The 17,538-nt window shown below is 73.8% G+C and carries 18 protein-coding genes; 14 read left to right on the top strand and 4 right to left on the bottom strand.

Annotation, left to right across the window (positions count from 1 at the left end):
* Positions 1-40 precede the first annotated feature (40 nt).
* Positions 41-1,036: a type I pantothenate kinase gene (gene coaA, locus P3T27_RS06235; RefSeq protein ID WP_280675098.1), complete on the bottom strand. Its 996-nt coding sequence runs from the start codon at positions 1,034-1,036 to the stop codon at positions 41-43.
* Positions 1,037-1,135: 99 nt separating this feature from the next.
* Here coaA and glmS point away from each other — a divergent pair, with 99 nt between their 5' ends.
* The 6 genes from glmS (at position 1,136) to P3T27_RS06205 (ending at position 8,086) form a co-directional block, all read left to right on the top strand.
* Positions 1,136-2,992 carry a glutamine--fructose-6-phosphate transaminase (isomerizing) gene (glmS, locus tag P3T27_RS06230; protein WP_280675096.1) on the top strand — a complete coding sequence of 619 codons (1,857 nt, stop codon included), beginning with the start codon at positions 1,136-1,138 and terminating at the stop codon, positions 2,990-2,992.
* A gap of 145 nt (positions 2,993-3,137) precedes the next feature.
* Positions 3,138-4,613, top strand: coding sequence for an NAD(P)H-hydrate dehydratase (locus tag P3T27_RS06225; protein WP_280675094.1), 1,476 nt, complete (start codon positions 3,138-3,140; stop codon positions 4,611-4,613).
* 172 nt (positions 4,614-4,785) lie between these two features.
* Positions 4,786-5,985, top strand: coding sequence for an alanine racemase (gene alr / locus P3T27_RS06220; protein WP_280675092.1), 1,200 nt, complete (start codon positions 4,786-4,788; stop codon positions 5,983-5,985).
* Positions 5,982-7,181 (top strand): alpha/beta hydrolase, encoded by a 1,200-nt coding sequence (locus tag P3T27_RS06215; protein ID WP_280675090.1) that lies wholly within the window; start codon positions 5,982-5,984, stop codon positions 7,179-7,181. The genes alr and P3T27_RS06215 overlap by 4 nt, the downstream gene beginning before the upstream one ends.
* Positions 7,182-7,287: 106 nt before the next feature.
* The gene (tsaE, locus tag P3T27_RS06210; protein ID WP_280675087.1) at positions 7,288-7,785 is read left to right on the top strand and encodes a tRNA (adenosine(37)-N6)-threonylcarbamoyltransferase complex ATPase subunit type 1 TsaE; all 498 of its coding nucleotides are present in this window, start codon (positions 7,288-7,290) and stop codon (positions 7,783-7,785) included.
* Positions 7,786-7,891: 106 nt separating this feature from the next.
* Positions 7,892-8,086 (top strand): hypothetical protein, encoded by a 195-nt coding sequence (locus P3T27_RS06205; protein WP_280675085.1) that lies wholly within the window; start codon positions 7,892-7,894, stop codon positions 8,084-8,086.
* Between the two features lie 33 nt (positions 8,087-8,119).
* Here the strand turns inward: P3T27_RS06205 and P3T27_RS06200 are convergent, their stop codons facing one another.
* Complete coding sequence (locus P3T27_RS06200; protein ID WP_280675764.1) at positions 8,120-8,689, bottom strand: hypothetical protein; 570 nt, start codon at positions 8,687-8,689, stop codon at positions 8,120-8,122.
* Between the two features lie 154 nt (positions 8,690-8,843).
* Between P3T27_RS06200 and tsaB the strand changes: the two genes are divergently transcribed.
* The 5 genes from tsaB (at position 8,844) to P3T27_RS06175 (ending at position 12,342) form a co-directional block, all read left to right on the top strand.
* Positions 8,844-9,500: a tRNA (adenosine(37)-N6)-threonylcarbamoyltransferase complex dimerization subunit type 1 TsaB gene (tsaB, locus tag P3T27_RS06195; protein WP_280675083.1), complete on the top strand. Its 657-nt coding sequence runs from the start codon at positions 8,844-8,846 to the stop codon at positions 9,498-9,500.
* A 23-nt stretch (positions 9,501-9,523) separates the two neighbouring features.
* Complete coding sequence (gene rimI / locus P3T27_RS06190; protein ID WP_280675762.1) at positions 9,524-10,003, top strand: ribosomal protein S18-alanine N-acetyltransferase; 480 nt, start codon at positions 9,524-9,526, stop codon at positions 10,001-10,003.
* Positions 9,996-11,087, top strand: a complete 1,092-nt coding sequence (gene tsaD, locus P3T27_RS06185; RefSeq protein ID WP_280675081.1) for a tRNA (adenosine(37)-N6)-threonylcarbamoyltransferase complex transferase subunit TsaD — start codon at positions 9,996-9,998, stop codon at positions 11,085-11,087. Before rimI ends, tsaD begins: the two co-directional genes overlap by 8 nt.
* Positions 11,084-11,344: a hypothetical protein gene (locus P3T27_RS06180; protein WP_280675080.1), complete on the top strand. Its 261-nt coding sequence runs from the start codon at positions 11,084-11,086 to the stop codon at positions 11,342-11,344. The genes tsaD and P3T27_RS06180 overlap by 4 nt, the downstream gene beginning before the upstream one ends.
* 80 nt (positions 11,345-11,424) lie before the next feature.
* On the top strand, positions 11,425-12,342 hold the full coding sequence (locus P3T27_RS06175; RefSeq protein ID WP_280675078.1) for a polysaccharide deacetylase family protein: 918 nt from the start codon (positions 11,425-11,427) through the stop codon (positions 12,340-12,342).
* A gap of 21 nt (positions 12,343-12,363) precedes the next feature.
* On the opposite strand, the gene P3T27_RS06170 is transcribed toward P3T27_RS06175, so the two are convergent.
* Positions 12,364-13,551, bottom strand: a complete 1,188-nt coding sequence (locus P3T27_RS06170; RefSeq protein WP_280675760.1) for a class I SAM-dependent methyltransferase — start codon at positions 13,549-13,551, stop codon at positions 12,364-12,366.
* A gap of 279 nt (positions 13,552-13,830) precedes the next feature.
* Here P3T27_RS06170 and groES point away from each other — a divergent pair, with 279 nt between their 5' ends.
* From groES to P3T27_RS06155, 3 genes are all read left to right on the top strand, one after another.
* Positions 13,831-14,136 carry a co-chaperone GroES gene (gene groES, locus P3T27_RS06165; protein ID WP_014136232.1) on the top strand — a complete coding sequence of 102 codons (306 nt, stop codon included), beginning with the start codon at positions 13,831-13,833 and terminating at the stop codon, positions 14,134-14,136.
* Between the two features lie 116 nt (positions 14,137-14,252).
* On the top strand, positions 14,253-15,884 hold the full coding sequence (groL, locus tag P3T27_RS06160; RefSeq protein WP_280675075.1) for a chaperonin GroEL: 1,632 nt from the start codon (positions 14,253-14,255) through the stop codon (positions 15,882-15,884).
* A 130-nt stretch (positions 15,885-16,014) separates the two neighbouring features.
* Entirely contained in the window at positions 16,015-17,010 is a 996-nt protein-coding gene (locus P3T27_RS06155) for a LysR family transcriptional regulator (RefSeq protein ID WP_280675073.1), read from the top strand.
* 144 nt (positions 17,011-17,154) lie between these two features.
* Here P3T27_RS06155 and P3T27_RS06150 read toward each other — a convergent pair whose 3' ends face one another.
* Entirely contained in the window at positions 17,155-17,481 is a 327-nt protein-coding gene (locus tag P3T27_RS06150; protein WP_280675071.1) for a WhiB family transcriptional regulator, read from the bottom strand.
* Positions 17,482-17,538: the final 57 nt, after the last annotated feature.

Here is a 17,538-nt window from a genome sequence, read left to right as displayed (position 1 = left end):
GGGCCCTTTCGTCGTGTCGTCGTGTCGTCGTGTCGTCGTGTCAGAGCTTGCGCAGCAGGGCCCGGCGGACCTTGTGGTCCGCCCCCTTCTGCAGGATCAGGGTGGCCCGGCCGCGGGTCGGCAGCACGTTCTCCAGCAGGTTCGGCTTGTTGATGGTGCGCCAGACCTGGCGGCCGTACTCCATCGCCTCCTCCTCCGGCACCTCGGTGAAGCGGCGGAAGTAGGAGTTCGGGTCCTGGAAGGCGGTCTGCCGGAGCTTGCGGAAGCGGTCCAGGTACCAGTGCTCGATGTCGTCGGTACGGGCGTCGACGTAGATCGAGAAGTCGAAGTAGTCGGCCACCGCCAGGCGGGTGCGCCCGTCGGTGCCGGGCAGGGCCGGCTGGAGCACGTTCAGGCCCTCGACGATCAGGATGTCCGGACGCTCCACGGTGAGCCGCTCGCCCTGCACGATGTCGTACACCAGGTGCGAGTACACCGGCGCGGTGACCCGCTCCTTGCCCGCCTTCACGTCCGCGACGAAGCGCATCAGCGCCCGGCGGTCGTACGACTCCGGGAAGCCCTTGCGGGCCATCAGGCCGCGGCGGCGCAACTCGGCGTTGGGCAGCAGGAAGCCGTCCGTGGTCACCAGCTCGACCCGCGGGTGCTCGGGCCAGCGGGCGAGCAGGGCCTGGAGCAGCCGGGCGGTGGTCGACTTGCCGACTGCTACAGAGCCGGCCACGCCGATGATGAACGGGGTGCGGGTGCGCTCGGTGTCCGGCGTGTCCAGGAACGTGCCCAGCGTGCCGCGCAGCTCGTGCGTGGCATGGATGTACAGGTTCAGCAGCCGGGAGAGCGGCAGGTAGACGTCGCGGACCTCGTCCAGGTCGAGGGCGGTACCGAGGCCGCGGAGCCGTTCCACCTCCTCGGCGGTCAGCGGCAGCGGCGTACGCTCGCGCAGTGCGCTCCACTCGGCCCGACTGAGGTCGACGTAGGGGGACGGCGACGGGCCGGGCGTGGCGGCGCCCCGCGTACAGAGTTCGGTCAGCACATGCTCCATTGTGAGCCGTGGCGGCGTTCACGGTGGTTGTGGTGTCGGTCACGCACTGTTCGCAGGAAGCGGGAAAAGGGTCCCAGAACCGCCCTTATGCTGGCACGCATGTGCGGAATTGTTGGATACGTGGGCGCGCAGTCCGCCCTCGACGTAGTAATCGCAGGCCTGCAGCGACTGGAGTACCGGGGCTACGACTCGGCCGGTGTCGCGGTGCAGGCGCAGGACTCCGACGGGCAGTGGAGTCTGGTCACCGACAAGCGGGCCGGCAAGCTCGCCAACCTGGAGAAGTCGCTCACCGAGACCCCTCTGCCCGGCGGCACCACCGGCATCGGCCACACCCGCTGGGCCACCCACGGCGGCCCGACGGACGCCAACGCCCACCCCCATCTGGACGACCACCTCCGGGTGGCCGTGGTGCACAACGGCATCATCGAGAACTTCGCCCAGCTGCGGGCCGAGATCGCCGAGCGCGGCCACACCCTCCGTTCCGAGACCGACACCGAGGTCGTCGCGCACCTGCTCGGCGAGGTCTACGAGGGTGACCTCGCCGAGGCCATGCGGGTGGTCTGCCGCCGCCTCGACGGCGCCTTCACCCTCGTCGCCGTGCACGCCGACGCGCCGGACGTGGTCGTCGGGGCCCGCCGCAACTCGCCGCTGGTGGTCGGGCGCGGCGAGGGCGAGAACTTCCTCGCCTCCGACGTCTCCGCGTTCATCGCGCACACCCGCGAGGCCGTCGAGCTGGGCCAGGACCAGGTCGTCGAGCTGCGCCGGGAGTCCGTCACGGTGACCAACTTCGACGGCACCCCCGCCGAGGTGCGTGAGTACCACGTGGACTGGGACGCCTCGGCCGCCGAGAAGGGCGGCTACGACTACTTCATGCTCAAGGAGATCGCCGAGCAGCCGAAGGCCGTCGCCGACACCCTGCTCGGCCGGATCGGCACGGACGGCCGGCTCACCCTCGACGAGCTGCGCATCTCCGACGCCGACCTGCGCTCGGTCGACAAGGTCGTCATCGTCGCGTGCGGCACGGCCTTCCACGCCGGCATGATCGCCAAGTACGCGATCGAGCACTGGACCCGCATCCCCTGCGAGGTCGAGGTCGCCTCCGAGTTCCGCTACCGCGACCCGATCATGGGCCCGGGCACGCTGGTCATCGCCATCTCGCAGTCCGGCGAGACCATGGACACCCTGATGGCCCTGCGGCACGCCCGCGAGCAGGGCGCCAAGGTGCTGGCGATCTGCAACACCAACGGCTCCACGATCCCGCGCGAGTCGGACGCGGTGCTGTACACCCACGCCGGCCCCGAGGTCGCCGTCGCCTCCACCAAGGCGTTCCTGACCCAGCTGGTCGCCTGCTACCTGGTCGCCCTCTACCTGGGCCAGGTGCGCGGCACCAAGTGGGGCGACGAGATCTTCGCCGTCATCAAGGAGCTGGGCGACGCGCCCAAGCAGGTCGAGCAGGTGCTGCAGACCATGGAGCCGGTGCGCGAGCTGGCCCGCTCCCTGGCCGACGCCCGCTCGGTGCTGTTCCTCGGCCGTCACGTCGGCTTCCCGGTGGCCCTGGAGGGCGCGCTCAAGCTCAAGGAGCTGGCGTACATGCACGCCGAGGGCTTCGCGGCGGGCGAGCTCAAGCACGGCCCGATCGCGCTGATCGAGGAGGGTCTGCCGGTCGTCGTGGTCGTGCCCTCGCCGCGCGGGCGGTCGATCCTGCACGACAAGATCGTCTCCAACATCCAGGAGATCCGGGCCCGTGGTGCCCGCACGATCGTGATCGCCGAGGAGGGCGACGAGGCGGTTGTCCCGTACGCGGACCACCTGATCCGCATCCCGGCCACCCCGACCCTGCTCCAGCCGCTGGTCTCCACCGTGCCGCTGCAGGTCTTCGCCTGCGAGCTGGCGACGGCCAAGGGCCACGAGGTCGACCAGCCGCGCAACCTGGCGAAGTCGGTCACCGTCGAGTAAGGCGCCCTGCGCCCACGGCGCCCCTGCGGTGGCTGCGTCCTACCGCAGGGGCGCCGTGTCGTTTCCGCGGCGGTCGTCGGGCCGTGGCGCGGGCCCGGGGCACGCCCTAACGTCGGCGGTAGCCGACTGCTGAAGGAGCCTCCGCATGCGCCACGCCCATCGTGTCGAACAGGTCCGGGCCGCCGAGGCCGAACTGATGGCGCGGCTGCCGGAGGGGACGCTGATGCAGCGGGCGGCCGCCGGGCTGGCGGCGACCTGTGCCCGGCTGCTGACCCGCCGTCGGGGGCGGGTGTACGGCAGCCGGGTGGTGGTGCTGGCGGGCAGCGGGGACAACGGGGGTGACGCCCTGTACGCCGGGGCGGCGCTGGCCCGGCGCGGGGCGCGGGTGGCGGCGGTGCTGCTGGCGCCGGAGCGGGTGCACACGGGTGGGCTGGCCGCGCTGCGGGCGGCAGGTGGCCGGGTGGTGCTGGACCGGGAAGCCGGCCTGGCCGACTTCTCGCGTGCGGACCTGGTGCTGGACGGCATCGTCGGCATCGGCGGCCGGGGCGGGCTGCGCTCCGAGGCCCGGCCTTACGCGCAGGCCCCGCGGCGCGGCGTCGTGGTGGCCGTGGACCTGCCCAGCGGGGTGAACGCCGACACCGGCGAGGTACCGGGCGAGGCGCTGCGCGCGGACGTCACGGTCTGCTTCGGCACGTACAAGCCCGGCCTGCTGGTCGACCCGGGCGCCTCGTACACGGGGGCCGTCCAGTTGGTCGGGATCGGGCTGGAGCCGCCCGCGCCGGAGGTGACGGCCCTGCAGCACGCGGACGTGGCGGCGCTGCTGCCGCGGCCGGCCGTCGAGAGCGACAAGTACCGGCGGGGCGTGGTCGGGGTGGCGGCCGGTTCGGCGACGTACCCGGGCGCGGCGCTGCTGGCGGTCGCCGGGGCGCTGCGGGGCGGCGCGGGCGCCGTCCGGTACGTCGGCACGGCGGCCGAGGAGGTGGTGCGACGCTTCCCGGAGGTGCTGGTCACGGAGGGCGGCCCGGCCGGGGCCGGGCGGGTGCAGGCCTGGGTGGTCGGGCCGGGCGGCGGCGAGGGGGCGCGGCAGGCGCTGGCCGAGGCGCTGGCGAGCGACGTCCCGGTGCTGGTGGACGCGGACGGGCTGACCGAACTGGCCCGGCTCGGCCCGGGCGTGCTGGCCGGCCGGACGGCGCCCACCCTGCTCACCCCGCACACCGGTGAGGCCGCCCGGCTGCTCGCGGGCGCCGCCGGCAGCACGCCGCCGGCCGCCGAGGAGCTGGCCGCGACCCGGCTGGCCACCGCCCGCCGGCTGGCCGGCGACTACCGGGCGACGGTCCTGCTCAAGGGCTCCACCACGGTGATCGCCGACCCGGGCGGCGCCGTCCGGGTCAACCCGACCGGCACGTCCTGGCTGGCCACCGCCGGCAGCGGCGACGTCCTGGCCGGCCTGGCGGGCTCCTTGCTGGCCGCCGGACTGTCGCCGCTGGACGCCGCGTCCGTGGGCGCCTACCTGCACGGTCTGGCGGGCCGTCACGCGGCGGGCGACCCGGGCGCGCCGGTGACGGCGCTGGGGGTGGCGCAGGCGCTGACCGCGGTGTGGCGGGCGGTGCGGGAGCCGTAGCCGGGGCGGGACGGGCGGACGGGGCGGAACCGATCGGCCGTCCGGGGACGTCCGGAACAGGGTGACGAGCGGTGCGCCGCAGGTCGGCGCGGTGCCCGGGACCCGGGCGTCGGCCGCCCCCGCCGACGGCCCGTTCGGCGAGGACTCCGGGATGTCTGGGAGACTGACCCTGATGACAACTGCGAACACGACCGGCACGGCCACCCTGACCGACGGCGTACGGGCCGAGGCGACGATCGATCTGGCCGCCCTGCGTGGCAACCTCGCCGCACTGCGCGAGCGCGTCGGCAGCTCGGCGGTGATGCTCGCGGTCAAGGCGGACGCCTATGGCCACGGCGCGGTCGAGTGCGCCCGGGAAGCGGTCGCGAACGGGGTCGGCTGGCTCGGCTGCGCCACGCCCGAGGAGGCGCTGGCGCTGCGGGCCGCGGGCATCCGCCCGGAGCAGGCCCGCATCCTGTGCTGGCTGTGGACGCCGGGCGGGCCGTGGCGGGAGGCGCTGCGCGCGGACCTCGACATCTCGGTCAGCGGCCAGTGGGCGCTGGACGAGCTGCTGTCGGCCGTCCGGGAGACCGGCATCGCGGCCCGGGTCCATCTGAAGGCGGACACCGGTCTCGGCCGCAACGGCTGCCAGCCGCACGACTGGCCGCACCTGGTGGCCGCCGCCCGCCGCGCCGAGGCGGAGGGGCTGCTGACCGTGGTCGGCGTCTGGTCGCACTTCGCCGCCGCCGACGAGCCGGGCCACCCGTCGATCCAGGCCCAGCTGGACTCCTTCCGTGCCGCGCTGGTCCAGGCCGAGGCCGCCGGGCTGCGCCCGCAGGTGCGGCACCTGGCGAACTCGCCGGCCACCCTGCTGCTTCCGCAGTCCCACTTCGACCTGGTCCGCACCGGCCTGGCCGCGTACGGGCTGTCGCCGGTGCCGGAGGTCGGGTCGCCGGCCGACTTCGGGCTGCGCCCGGTGATGGCGCTGACCGCGCGGCTGGCGCTGGTCAAGCACGTCCCGGGCGGGCACGGGGTCAGCTACGGCCACCACTACGTGACGCCGGGCCCGACCACGTTGGGCCTGGTCCCGGTCGGCTACGGCGACGGCGTCCCGCGGCACGCCAGCGGCACCGGACCGGTGCAGATCGGCGGCAAGTGGCACACGGTCGCCGGCCGGGTGGCGATGGACCAGTTCGTCGTGGACCTGGGCGGCGACACCCCCGGGATCGGCGAGGAGGTGCTGCTGTTCGGCAACGGCGAGCACGGCGAGCCGACCGCCGAGGACTGGGGCCGGGCCTGCGGCACCATCTCGTACGAGATCGTGACCCGGATCGGCGCCCGGGTCCCGCGCCGCTACCTGGGCGGCAGCCAGATCGAGGGCCTGACCGCATGACGGCCGGAGCGGCCGAGGACGGCCCGGTCTCGGCGGTGGCCAAGGCGGCCGGCGCGGCCTCCGGGGTGAGCCGGGCGGGCGTGATCGGGATCTCGGTCGGCGTGCTGGCGGCCGGGGCGGCCGCCGGGGTGGCGATCGAGCGGCTGACCGTCGGCCGGGCGACCCGCCGCCGGGCCCGGGCCGAACTGGACGCCGAGGCCCCGTACGGCTCGCTGCGCGGGCGCCCGCGCACGGTGGCCGCGCCGGACGGCACCGAGCTGTACGTCGAACTGGACGGCACCGGCTGGTCCGAGCCGGACGGCGGCACCCCCGGCGCCGAGCCGCTGACCGTGGTGTTCTGCCACGGCTACTGCCTCAGCCAGGACAGCTGGCACTTCCAGCGGGCCGCGCTGCGCGAGGGCCTGCGGCTGGTCTTCTGGGACCAGCGCAGCCACGGCCGCTCCGAGCGCTCCCGCTCCTACCTGGCCGGCGAGCCGGCCAGCATCGACCAGCTGGGCGGGGACCTCAAGGCGGTGATCGACGCCGTCGCGCCGACCGGGCCGCTGGTGCTGGTGGGCCACTCGATGGGCGGCATGACGGTGATGGCGCTGGCCGACCAGCACCCGGAGCTGTTCCGCGAGCGGGTGACCGGCGTCGCGCTGATCGGCACGCTGGCGGGGGACTGGAACGAGGTCAGCCTCGGCCTGCCGTCGGCCGGCGCGAAGCTGTTCAAGAAGGTCGCGCCCGGGATGATGCGGCTGCTGGGCCGCCAGGTCGAGCTGGTGGAGGCGACCAGACGGCTGGGTTCGGACGTCACCTCCGTCTTCTACCGGAAGTTCTCCTTCGGCGGGAGGGACGTCGACCCGGCCGTGGTGCGGTTCGCCGAGCAGCTGCTGGACGCCACCCCGATCGACGTGGTCGCCGAGTTCTACCCGGTGTTCGGCGCGCACGAGAAGTACGCGGCGCTCGCTGCCCTGCACGGACTGCCGACGCTGGTGCTGGCCGGTACGAAGGATCTGCTGACGCCGTCGGCGCACAGCGAGGCGATGGCCGAGCGGCTGCCCGGCGCGGAGCTGGTCCTGGTGGAGGGCGCCGGGCACCTGGTGATGCTGGAGCGCCCGGAACTGGTCGACGACGAGCTGGCGGCGTTGCTGCGCCGGGCCGCCGAACTCGCCGGCGTCGCGCCGCCGCCCCCGGCGGTCCTGGACCAGGCCTGAGCCCCGCCCTGAGGCCGCCCGGCACACGCCGGGTCGGCGATGTGGCACGGTAGCGGGGGCGGCCGGTGGTCGGAACGCCGGTACGGACGAAGGGCACGACACGCGCATGGGCTCGCACGCCACTCTCACCGTCCCCACCCCGGAGCGGATGGGCCGGCTCGGCCGGGAGCTGGCCGCGCTGCTGCGGCCGGGGGACCTGGTACTGCTCTCCGGCGAGCTGGGGGCCGGGAAGACCACGCTGACCCGGGGCCTGGGGGAGGGACTGCAGGTCCGCGGGGCGGTGACCTCACCGACCTTCGTGATCGCCCGGGTGCACCCGTCGCTGGTCGGCGGCCCGGCGCTGGTGCACGTGGACGCGTACCGGCTCGGCGGGGACCTGGACGAGATGGAGGACCTCGACCTGGACGTGTCGCTGCCGGAGTCGGTGGTCGTGGTCGAGTGGGGCGAGGGCAAGGTCGAGCGGCTGTCCGAGGACCGGCTGGAGGTGCGGATCGAGCGCGCTCTCGGCGACACCGCCGACGAGGACGACCTGGACCCGCGCCGGGTGGTGCTGACCGGCGTCGGCCCGCGCTGGACGGGCGTCGCGCTGGAGGCGCTCGCCTGAGCCGGTGCGCCCTTTTGCCGACGGGCTGTCGGTAAGTGTTGCGGGCGGGGTGCCGGGCGTGGTGGGATGGGTGCTGCGGTTAGGTCTGCCTAACTAGGGAGGCGCCATGTCGAGCACCACCCCCGCCCCGGAGCGCGCCGTGCACGGCGCCGGGGCCGGAGAGTCCGCCCGCCGCGCTCCGGGGGAGCCGATGCGGGCGCTGCTGGCCGCCTGCGCGGCCGCCGAGGCGGTGTCCACCCCGCCCGGGCCGGAGCCCCGGGAAGCCGAGGAACCGGAGACCGGAACGCCCCGCGCGGCCTAGCCTGCCCCGGGGCCCGTCCGGCGGGCCGGGGCGTCAGGCGATCACGACCACCTTGGTGTCCTTCGGCGCGAAGTCCCAGAGCAGCTGGCCCTCCGGGCGACCGCTGCGGATGCCGCCGGTCTTCGCCTTCGGGTCGACGGTCGGCGTGGCGCCGTCCACGGTCGCGCTGAAGCCGAACACCACGCCGTTCTGCTGCGCGAAGCGCACCACGTGCTCGACCTGCCGGCCGTCCGTCCCGGTGGTGCCGGCGGTGCGGCTGTAGACCGCGTAGCTGCCCGGGGCCGGTTCGACCGAGCCCGGGGTGACCGGGAAGGCGGCCGTGACCTGCGGGGTCTTCTTCGGGTCGACCAGCCAGACGTAGTGGCTGCCGATCGAGTAGACCACCCGCGTGCCGGTGCCCGAGGTGGTCGGCAGCGCCGGGACCGTCGGGGTGGCCGAGGCGCTCGGCGTCGCGGAGGCGGCCGGCCCGCTGGACGTCGTGGTACTGGCGACCGGCTTGGCGCCGCCGGCCCGGTCCTGAGCGCCGTTGGCCTGGAAGGCCAGCAGGCTCACCACCGCCAGGGCCCCCAGGGTCAGCCCCGTGACCACCACACCAGGACCCATCTTCGCCACGTGCTGCTCCCGCCGCCGTCCCTTTACGTACCGCCCCATCGTGCCAGGTTCGCCCGGCGGGGGAGCGGCGCCCCGGATGTGTGTTCCGGGTCAGCACGCCCGAGCGATCAGCCGGTCGGCTCAACGTCGGTCTAACCTTGACCCCGTGCTGCTGCTCGCGTTCGACACCGCTACCCCCGCCGTCACCGCCGCCGTCCACGACGGCACGGCCGTCCTCGCCGAGACCCACCAGGTCGACGCCCGGCGCCACGGCGAACTGCTCCTGCCCGCGATCGACCGGGTCCTGCGGGCGGCCGGTGTGGACAAGCACCGGCTCACCGGCATCGCGGTGGGCGTCGGCCCCGGCCCGTACACCGGCCTGCGGGTCGGTCTGGTGACCGCCGCCGCGCTCGGCCACGCGCTCGGGCTGCCGGTGCACGGCGTCTGCACCCTGGACGCGATCGCCCACCAGGCCCGCGCCGAGGGCCTGGCCGGGCAGCCGTTCACGGTGGCCACCGACGCGCGCCGCAAGGAGGTCTACTGGGCCTGCTACGACGCCGACGGCCGGCGCACCGAGGGCCCCGGCGTGGACCGCCCGGCCGAGCTGACCCCGCAGCCGCGCTCGGTCGGCGCCGGCGCGCTGCTCTACCCCGAGGCCTTCCCCGGCGCGCACGGCCCCGAGCACGTGTCGGCCGGCGCCCTGGCCGCCTTCGCCGCCGCCGAGCTGGCCGCCGGGCGCGAGCTGCTGCCGAACGTCCCGCTGTACCTGCGCCGTCCGGACGCCCAGGTCCCGGCGGGCTACAAGGCGGTGCTCCCGGCGTGAACCACGGCACCACCCTGCGCCCGATGCGCTGGTGGGACATCGCGCCGGTGCTGGAGCTGGAGCTGGAGCTCTTCCCCGAGGACGCCTGGTCCACCGGGATGTACTGGTCCGAGCTGGCCGAGACCCACTCCGGCGGCACCCGCCACTACACCGTCGCCACCACCCCGGACGGCGCCGTCGTCGGCTACGCCGGACTGATGGTGATCGCCGGCGAGGGCGACGTCCAGACCATCGCCGTCGACCGGCGCCACCAGGGCGCCGGCCTCGGCGCGGCGCTGCTCACCGACCTGATCCGGGAGGCCGCCCGGCGCGGCTGCGCCGAACTGCTGCTGGAGGTGCGGGTGGACAACCCGCGCGCCCAGCGGCTGTACGAGCGCTACGGCTTCCAGCCGGTGGGCATCCGGCGCGGCTACTACCAGCCCGCCAACGTCGACGCGCTGGTGATGCGCCTCGACCACCCGAGCACTGACCCGAAGGACCTTAAGGACACCCGCCATGGCTGACGAACCGCTCGTCCTCGGCATCGAGACCTCCTGCGACGAGACCGGCGTCGGCATCGTGCGCGGCACCACGCTGCTGGCCGACGCGGTCGCCTCCAGCGTCAACGACCACGCCCGCTTCGGCGGCGTCGTCCCGGAGATCGCCAGTCGCGCGCACCTGGAGGCGATGGTCCCGACCATCCAGCGCGCCCTGGACACCGCCGGCGTCAAGGCCGCCGACCTGGACGGCATCGCCGTCACCGCCGGCCCCGGCCTGGCCGGCGCGCTGCTGGTCGGCGTCAGTGCCGCCAAGGCGTACGCCTGGGCGCTGGACAAGCCGCTGTACGGGGTCAACCACCTCGCCTCGCACATCTGCGTCGACCAGCTGGAGCACGGCCGGCTGCCCTCGCCGACGATGGCGCTGCTGGTCTCCGGCGGGCACTCCTCGCTGCTGCTCAGTGAGGACATCACCAGCGACGTCCGCCCGCTCGGCGCGACCATCGACGACGCGGCCGGCGAGGCCTTCGACAAGGTCGCCCGGGTGCTCGGCCTGGGCTTCCCCGGTGGCCCCGTGGTCGACCGCACCGCCCGCGAGGGCGACCGCAAGGCGATCGCCTTCCCGCGCGGCCTGAGCGGCCGGAACGACCCGGCGTACGACTTCTCCTTCTCCGGCCTGAAGACCGCCGTCGCCCGCTGGGTGGAGGCCAAGCGCCGGGCCGGCGAGGAGGTGCCGATCGCCGACGTGGCGGCGTCCTTCCAGGAGGCCGTCACCGACGTGCTCACCCGCAAGGCCGTCAAGGCGTGCAAGGACAACGGCGTCGACCACCTGATGATCGGCGGCGGGGTGGCCGCCAACTCGCGGCTGCGCGAGATGGCCCAGCAGCGCTGCGACCGGGCCGGCATCCGGCTGCGGGTGCCCCGGCCGGGCCTGTGCACCGACAACGGCGCGATGGTGGCCGCACTGGGCTCCGAGATGGTGTGGCGTGACCGCACCCCGTCCGCGTTCGACCTGTCCGCGGACTCCTCGCTGCCGGTGACCGAGGTGCACGTGCCCCACCCGGACTTCCACGGCCAGGCCTACGCGGCCCTCACCGGCGGCACCGAGTGACCGTCGCCGCGATGTGGGAGGCCCGCGCCGCCGCCGGGCGCGGGCCCGAACTCACCGCCTGGGTACGGGAGTCGGCGCTGCCCGCAGTGCGCGGCTCGGCCGGGCTGGAACGTGCCGAGCTGTTCGGTGCGCCCGGCGAGAGGGTGCTGCTGATCACCTGGTGGAGCGGCGAGCCGGTGCCGGTCGCCGACCCGCCGGCCGAGCTGCTCGGCCGCCCGGTGCACCGCTGGTCCTTCACCAGCGAGCACGTCGAATAGGCCCTGGACGGGAACCGCCGCCGTGGCCGCTACCGTGCATAGCTGAGAAGAAGCTGGACGGGAACCGGGAGCGCGGTGCGGTGAACAGGGACGGTCGGAGCAGGACCAGGACGTACGCGGTGGGGGCGCTGGCCCTGCTGGCCCTGGCCACCGGATGCGGCGACAACGGCGGCGGCGCCGCGGCCCCGGCGGGCGGTGGCACCTCGGCGGCCGGACCCCGGCCCACCGGCGCCGCCGCGCCGACCAGCGCGGCCGGCACCCCCGCCCCGACCGCCCCGGCCCCGGCCGGCGCGGACGCGGCGGCCTGGGCGAAGTGGAACCTCAAGCCGCTGGCACCGGCCCCCGCGCCGCCCACCGACAAGCCCATCAAGCTCGAACGGACCGGCACCGTGCCGGTGTTCAGCGAGGTGAAGACGACCGACAAGGTCGTCTTCATCACCATCGACGACGGCGCCGAGAAGGACCCGAAGTTCGTCGAGATGCTGACCGAGCTCAAGGTGCCGATCTCGATGTTCCTGACCCGGGACATCGTCAAGAACGACTACGGCTACTTCAAGCCGCTCCAGGCGCTCGGCAACCACATCCAGAACCACACCGTGGACCACCCGGTGATGAGCAAGATCCCGGCGGAGAAGCAGAAGTCCGAGATCTGCGACGCGCAGTCCGCGCTCACCCAGCAGTACGGCACCGCCCCGCTGCTGTTCCGCCCGCCGTTCGGGGACGGCGCCAACACCCCGACGCTGAACAACTCGGTGCAGCAGTGCGGTCCGCGCGCGATCGTGCTCTGGCGCGAGTCGATGCAGATCCACGACATGCAGTACCAGGCGGCGGACAAGAAGCTGAAGTCCGGGGACATCATCCTGGCGCACTTCCGCGGCCCGAAGGAGCTCAAGGGCGCCACGATGACCCAGATGTTCGGCGACCTGCTGGCCCGGATCCAGGAGCAGGGCTTCTCGGTGGCCCGGCTGGAGGACTACATCCAGGCGCCCGCCTCGTAGCCCTCCCGGCCCGTACGGCCGTCAGACCGGCTGCCCCAGCATCATCAGGGGCCCGTTGTCGGTGCGGCTGAGGATCACCGTGACGGAGTTCGGCCCGGAGGGCTTGAGCTGGCGGCGCAGCTCCTCCGGGGTGATCGCCATCCCGCGCTTCTTGATCACCACCGTGCCGACCCCGCGCTCGCGCAGCAGCGCCTTCAGCCGCTTGATGTGGAACGGCAGCACGTCGGTGAGCTCGAAGGCGTGCGCGTACGGGGTGGCGACCAGCTCGTCCGAGGTCAGGTAGGCGATCTTCGGGTCGATCAGCCGGCCGCCCACCTGCTCGGCCACCTCGGCCACCAGGTGGGCCCGGATCACCGCGCCGTCCGGCTCGTACAGGTAGCGTCCGACCGGGCCGGCCGGCGGGTCGGGCAGGTCGCCGCCGGTGAGGCTGGCGGCCTGCGGCAGCAGGGTGGCGCGGTGCGGGTGGGCGGCCTCGGTGCCGAACCAGAGCACCGCCTCCTTGACGTCCCCGTGGTCGGAGACCCACTCCGCCTCGGCGTCCGCCGGGACGGCCTCGTGCGGGATGCCCGGCGCCACCTTCAGCGCGCCGATCGGGGTCCGGCGGCCGGCCTCGATCGCCCAGGAGAGCGGCGGGGCGTACGCCTCCGGATCGAACACCCGGCCGCGCGAGGTCCGCCGGGCGGGGTCGGTGAACACCGCGTCGTAGCCGGTGACGTCCACCTCGGCGACGTCCGCGCAGCGCACCCGGACCAGGTCGGCCAGGCCCAGGGCGGCCGCGTTGGCGGCGGTGGCCGCGCAGGCCGCCGGGTCCCGGTCGACGGCCAGCACCTCGATCCCGGCCCGGGCCAGCGCCAGCACGTCCCCGCCGATGCCGCAGCACAGGTCGGCCAGCCGCCGGACGCCCAGCTCGGCGAACCGCCGCGCCCGCCACTCGGCCACGCTGCGCCGGGTGGACTGCTCGACGCCGTTGGGCGTGAAGTACATCAGGTCGGCGTCCGCCCCGAACTTCGCCCGGGCCCGCTGCCGCAGCCGGGCCTGCCCGAACGCCGCCGACACCAGCTCGGCCGGGTGCTCCCGCCGCAGCCGGGTGGCCAGGGCCAGCTCCTCCTCGGGCGCGAACTCGCGCAGCTCGGCGAGCAGGGCCTGGCCCTCGGGAGTCAGCAGCGGCTGGAGGTTCTCGGTGTCCACGGGGCCATTCTGACCGGTCAGCGGCGGTGGGCCGTGGACGCCCCGGCGGGCGGCGGATCCGCCCCGCCGACAGGCGGGCCGACCGTACACGCGTACGGCCATCCGTCCGTGGCGCGGGTTCTCGGGCGCGCCGTTGGCACTCTGGTTGACTGAGTGCTAACACCGGCCTATGGTCGTCCTTGGCACTCCCCAGTGGGGGAGTGCTAACGCGAAGACGCGTGCCTGACCCCCGCGACGGCAGGCTCGCAAGTTCGCTCCTACCCGTTAGAAACCCCGTAATCTCCGAAGGGGAGCTCGGACGTGACCACCAGCAGCAAGGTTGCCATCAAGCCGCTTGAGGACCGCATCGTGGTCCAGCCGCTCGACGCCGAGACCACCACGGCCTCCGGCCTGGTTATCCCGGACACCGCCAAGGAGAAGCCCCAGGAGGGCGTCGTCCTGGCTGTCGGCCCGGGCCGCTTCGAGGATGGCCAGCGTCTGCCGCTCGACGTCGCCGTCGGTGACATCGTCCTGTACTCGAAGTACGGCGGCACCGAGGTGAAGTACCAGGGCGAGGAGTACCTCGTCCTCTCGGCCCGCGACGTTCTCGCGATCATCGAGAAGTAAGTCGTTCCGACCCGCCCCGGATCCGTGTCCCAAGTGACAGGGGCCCGGGGCGTGGTTGTTGGTTCACGTAGTTCGGCGGCCGGTGGGCCGGTCGTAGCCCCGAGGGAATAGGGAACATGGCGAAGATCCTGCAGTTCGACGAGGACGCCCGCCGCTCGCTGGAGCGCGGTGTCAACAAGCTGGCCGACACCGTCAAGGTGACCATCGGCCCCAAGGGCCGCAACGTCGTCATCGACAAGAAGTTCGGCGCCCCGACCATCACCAACGACGGTGTCACCATCGCCCGTGAGGTCGAGCTGGACGACCCGTACGAGAACCTTGGCGCGCAGCTCGTCAAGGAGGTCGCCACCAAGACCAACGACGTCGCGGGTGACGGCACCACCACCGCCACCGTGCTGGCCCAGGCCCTGGTCAACGAGGGTCTGCGCAACGTCGCCGCCGGCGCCGGCCCGGCCGCTCTGAAGAAGGGCATCGACAAGGCCGTCGCCGCCGTCTCCGAGCACCTGCTGTCCATCGCCCGTGAGATCGAGGGCAAGGACGACGTCGCCGCCGTCGCGTCCCTCTCCGCGCAGGACACCCAGGTCGGCGAGCTGATCGCCGAGGCGATCGACAAGGTCGGCAAGGACGGTGTCATCACCGTCGAGGAGTCGAACACCTTCGGCGTGGAGCTGGACTTCACCGAGGGCATGCAGTTCGACAAGGGCTACCTGTCGCCGTACTTCGTCACCGACGCGGAGCGGCAGGAGGCGGTCCTGGAGGACCCGTACATCCTGATCAACCAGGGCAAGATCTCCTCCATCCAGGAGCTGCTGCCGCTGCTGGAGAAGATCCTGCAGGGCGGTGCCTCCAAGCCGCTGCTGATCATCGCCGAGGACGTCGACGGCGAGGCGCTGTCCACCCTCGTGGTGAACAAGATCCGCGGCACCTTCAACGCGGTCGCCGTCAAGGCCCCGGGCTTCGGCGACCGCCGCAAGGCGATCCTCGGCGACCTGGCCACCCTGACCGGCGGCACGGTCATCTCCGAGGAGGTCGGCCTCAAGCTCGACCAGGTCGGCCTGGACGTGCTGGGCACCGCCCGCCGCGTGACCATCACCAAGGACGAGACGACCGTCGTCGACGGTGCCGGTGACACCGAGGCCGTGGCCGGCCGCGTCGCCCAGATCAAGGGCGAGATCGCCGCCACCGACTCCGACTGGGACCGCGAGAAGCTGCAGGAGCGCCTGGCCAAGCTGGCCGGCGGCGTCTGCGTCATCAAGGTCGGCGCCGCCACCGAGGTGGAGCTGAAGGAGCGCAAGCACCGCCTGGAGGACGCCATCTCGGCGACCCGTGCCGCGGTCGAGGAGGGCATCGTCGCCGGTGGTGGCGCCTCCCTGGTGCACGCCGCCAAGGTGCTGAACGACGGCCTGGGCCTGTCGGGTGACGAGGCGACCGGTGTCGCGGTGGTCCGCAAGGCGCTGCACGAGCCGCTGCGCTGGATCGCCCAGAACGCCGGCCTGGAGGGCTACGTCATCACCTCCAAGGTCTCCGAGCTGGAGGCCGGCCAGGGCTACAACGCCGCCACCGGCGAGTACGGCGACCTGGTGAAGGCCGGCGTCATCGACCCGGTCAAGGTCACCCGTTCCGCCCTGGAGAACGCGGCCTCGATCGCCTCCCTGCTGCTCACCACCGAGACCCTCGTGGTGGAGAAGAAGGAGGAGGAGGCCGACAACGGTCACGGCCACTCCCACGGTCACGGCCACTCGCACTGACGCCTGACGGTGACCGGAGGCCCGGTCCGCGCCCCTCGGGGTGCGGCCGGGCCTCCGGCGCGCCCGGCGTTTGACCCTTCAACTATCAGTAGAATTTTGCCATTGGCAAAGATTGCCTTATAACTGAGGCATGATCGAGGCCCGCCACCTGCGCGTTCTGCGTGCCGTCGCCCGCACCGGCTCCTTCTCCGCCGCCGCTCGCGAGTTGGGCTGTACGCAGCCCGCCATCAGTCAGCAGATGAAGGCCCTGGAGAAGTCGGTGGACACCCCGCTGGTGGTCCGTTCCGGCCGGGGCATGCAGCTCAGCGAGGCGGGGCGGGTCCTGCTCAAGCATGCCACCGGGATCCTGGCCGGGCTCTCCGCCGCCGAGGAGGAGATCGCCGCGATCGCCGGGCTGCGGGCCGGACGGGTGCGACTGGTCTCCTTCCCGACCGCGAGCTCCACCCTGGTGCCGCCCGCGGTCGCCCGCCTGCGGGACAGCCATCCGGGGGTGTGCGTGTCGCTGGTCGAGGCGGAGCCGCCGGAGTCGCTGGCGATGCTGCGCGGCGGCGAGTGCGAGATCGCGCTGGCCTTCCGCTACCCGCAGTCCGACGGGGCCGCCGCGCTGCCGGCGCCCGCGCACGGGACGCCGCGCGAGGCCCGGGCCGAGGCCAACCTGGAGGCGCAGCAGCTGAGCGCCGGCTCCGACTGGTCCGATCTGGTGGTCACCCCGCTGCTGGACGACCCGCTGGTGGGCCTGCTGCCCGCCGCACACCGGCTGGCGGGGCGCGGCAGGCCGGTGGAGCTGGCGGAGCTGGCGGGGGAGCAGTGGATCGCGGGCTGCCCGCAGTGCCGGGGGCACCTGGTGGAGCTGTGCGCGGCGGCGGGTTTCGAGCCCCGGATCGACTTCGCGACCGACGACTACCCGGCGGTGGTCGGCCTGGTGGCGGCCGGGCTGGGGGTGGCGGTGCTGCCCCGGCTGGCGCTGGAGTCGGTGCGCCCCGACGGGGTGTCGACGGTGCCGGTGCGGACCGCCGCGGGGGCGCCGGCGGTGCGGCAGGTGGTCGCGCTGACCCTGCCGGATCTGGCCGAGGTGCCGGCCGTGGCGCTGATGCTGGAGCGGCTGGCGGGGGCGGCCGGACGCTGACGTCCGGCGGTCGGGCGGGCCCGGAGGCCGGGCGGGCTCCGGAGGTCGGGAGGGGCCTGCGGGTGGCCCTGGGTCCCGAACCGGGCTGGACAGCCTGAGGCGCCGCGAAGAAACGTTTCTTCACGGCGCGCCACGGAGGCGGAGCTAGTGCTGCGCGACCGCCGGCGGGGTCAGCGGGACCTCCACCAGCCGGTGCCGCGAGCGCCCCAGCATCTCCTCGCGCTCGTCCTCGGTCATCCCACCCCAGACGCCGTACGGCTCGCGGACCGCCAGCGCGTGCGCCGCGCACTCGGTGATCACCGGACAGCGCATGCAGACCTCCTTGGCGCTGGCCTCACGCGAACTGCGCGCGGCCCCCCGCTCGCCTTCGGGGTGGAAGAAGAGCGAGCTGTCCACGCCACGGCAGGCTGCGGAGAGCTGCCAGTCCCAGAGGTCCGCGTTGGGGCCGGGGAGGCGGGAGAAATCTGCCATGGCTCATTCCCTTCAGAGGCTCGTCGGCCGTGGGCCGGCGCTCAGCGGGCTGCTGCT

This window comes from Kitasatospora sp. MAA19, from assembly GCF_029894125.1.
Taxonomy (GTDB): Bacteria; Actinomycetota; Actinomycetes; order Streptomycetales; family Streptomycetaceae; genus Kitasatospora.
The sequence above is the reverse complement of the archived record's forward strand: the minus strand, read 5'-3'. Positions and strand labels throughout refer to the sequence as shown.